Origin of the sequence: Clostridium sp. ZS2-4 (assembly GCF_026719745.1) — a bacterium.
Lineage (GTDB): Bacteria > Bacillota > Clostridia > Clostridiales > Clostridiaceae > Clostridium_H.
In genome coordinates this window covers 1-2,489 of the sequence record NZ_JAPPRQ010000003.1, presented here as the reverse complement: position 1 = coordinate 2,489, position 2,489 = coordinate 1, and the positions used below count along the sequence as shown (strand labels likewise).

Genomic DNA, 2,489 nt, shown 5'->3' with positions numbered 1-2,489 from the left:
CTTTCTATATTTGTTGTTGGGTAACTATAATTATAAAAAGTCTTTGACATGAATAAAAGGCCTACCGGCAAGGTAATTGCTGGCGGCCTTTCCTTATTTTTTGCCTAAAAATATTTTACTTACTCTATATTGAACTATCAATATTTATTGTTCAATAATCTATTTATGAAAAGACTTCAGCGAAGCTTTAATACAATTAATAGCATTTCTTGTAACTTATATCTTGGTATTGTGATCTCAATATTTGTATTAATATATTCTATATTGAAATAACTACTTGTTTTAACTAATTATGGTATAATTAGAGGTATATATTAAAAATTTAATTAAGTAGGTGAAGTTCTATGTTTAACTTTGTAAAAAGAAAACAAGATATTTTAGAAAATAAACAAAACACTATGGAAAATAATACTATATATGAGGAAATCTTTACTATATTTGAAAGCTTAAACTTTGATATTCAACAATTACTATGGCTATCTCAAGACAGTATGAAAGCCTTTGTAAATTTAGTTACGATTTGTAAACAAATAAGTACTTACAGCCTACAGAATTCTTCAAATATACAAGAGATTAACGCTGGAATTAACGAATTTACAGAGATATCATCCAAACTAAACCGTGAAATTGTACAAGTTGAACAAGATTCCATAAAATCACTTGAAATATTAGATAAAAATAGACAAACGCTTTCTAATATTGCTAACTATGTAATGGATTTAAACAAAGAGATTGACAATGCTTCTAAAAGTAATACTGAATTTCAAAATTCATCGAAAAAAATATATAATTTTGTGGATTACATAAAGAAAATTTCAAGTCAAACTAATTTACTCGCCTTAAATGCCTCAATCGAAGCGGCTCGTGCCGGTGAAGCAGGAAAGGGGTTTTCTGTAGTAGCTAATGAAATAAGAAAGTTATCTGAACAAACTGATACTGCTGTATCACAAATAGAGAATATTGTAAAAGAAATACTATCTGAAGTAGAAAACTCCAATAAAGCTATTGAAAATTGCGTAACTGAAATTGATAATGTTAAAACAGTCTCTCTTGATGCAGCTAAGGCTATTTCAGATGTTCAAAATATTGTTGAAAATACTAAGCAGTCTATGAATGGATTAAAGAATATTTCTACCACTCAAATATCAACATCAAATGAAATTCAAAGCTCTTTGAATATGGTGGCATCAGCTGTAGACGAAACTCATTCTGTAACAGAAGAGTCTATTAAAATGATAGATATTCAAGAAGATAAAAATAAGGAAGTATTAAATTTCTGCTCAAAACTAGTAAATATGGCAGACCAAATTCAAAACTACTCTTCTAAATTAAAAAAAGATAATGAGATAATATTTGGTATAAATCCTTTTACATCTCCTGAAAATATAAAAAAAATGTACATGCCTGTTTTAGAAAAAATATGTTCTGATATAGGATACAAGGCTAGAACTATTATTGTTAAAAATTATGATGAATTAAGTAAGGGTATTAAAAATAGCATTATTGATATAGGTTGGTTTTCTCCTTTTGCATATGTAACTGCACATAAAAAGTTAGGAATAACTCCTATAGTAACTCCTAAAGTTAATGGTAAAGCTACATATAATGGTTTTATAATTACAAAGAAAACCATTAATATAAAAAACATAAAAGATCTGATAAATAAAAGCTTTGGTTATGTAGATGCTAATAGTGCTTCAGGTTATCTATATGCACGACATATATTTAAAGAAAATGGCTTGAATCCAGATAATATATTTAATAAAGTCTCTTTTATGGGAAGTCATGATAACGTTATAAAAGGAATTTTATCTGGAGAACTTGATGGCGGAGCAACATATAACGAAGCTTTAGAAAATGCTTCTAAAATGGGTATTGATGTTAATCAATTAAATATCCTTTCTAAAACGGAAGATATACCTAAAGACGCTCTCGCAGCAAGCCCTAATCTTGATAAGGAAATTTATGATAAATTAAAAAAAGCTTTTCTAGCATTTAAAAATAATAATGAATTAACTTCTCCTATAACCGGATTTATAGAAGCTACTGATGAGCGATACAATATTATTAGACAATTAGATAACTAAGATAATTATTTTATAGATACTTTCCAAGCATCTATAAAATACACGTTTTCACTGAAAAAGCAGAAGCGAATTATAATTTACTTCTGCTTTTAATTTATATATTATTTATGAAAAAATNGCGACCTACTCTTCCACACCGTCTCCAGTGCAGTACCATCGGCGCTTTGAAGCTTAACCTTCGTGTTCGGAATGGGAACGGGTGTTACCTTCAAGCCATAACCACCAGATTTTTTCTAGTTGCCAGTAACCAGTATACAGTTACCAGTGAAAGTTTTTTATTCTTTCAAAATTGCACAGTGAATTAAACTTTTGATCAAGCCCTCGACCTATTAGTATTGGTCAGCTGAATACATTACTGTACTTACACCTCCAACCTATCAACCTGATAGTCTTTCAGGGGTC

1 protein-coding gene and 2 rRNA genes are annotated in these 2,489 nt (G+C 29.1%); 1 reads left to right on the top strand and 2 read right to left on the bottom strand.

What is annotated here, in order from left to right; genetic code table 11:
• Nucleotides 1-344: 344 nt before the first annotated feature.
• Entirely contained in the window at nt 345-2,087 is a 1,743-nt protein-coding gene (gene phnD, locus OIO11_RS00230) for a phosphate/phosphite/phosphonate ABC transporter substrate-binding protein (RefSeq protein ID WP_268069329.1), read from the top strand.
• A gap of 110 nt (nt 2,088-2,197) precedes the next feature.
• Here phnD and rrf read toward each other — a convergent pair.
• Together rrf and OIO11_RS00220 are read right to left on the bottom strand one after the other, a co-directional pair.
• Nucleotides 2,198-2,314 (bottom strand): 5S ribosomal RNA (gene rrf, locus OIO11_RS00225).
• A gap of 82 nt (nt 2,315-2,396) precedes the next feature.
• Nucleotides 2,397-2,489, bottom strand: a 23S ribosomal RNA gene (locus OIO11_RS00220); the annotation flags it as partial.

Coding starts and splice junctions, on each gene's coding strand:
- phnD (WP_268069329.1), top strand. CDS start 345: ATGTTTAACTTTGTAAAAAGAAAACAAGATATTTTAGAAAATAAACAA.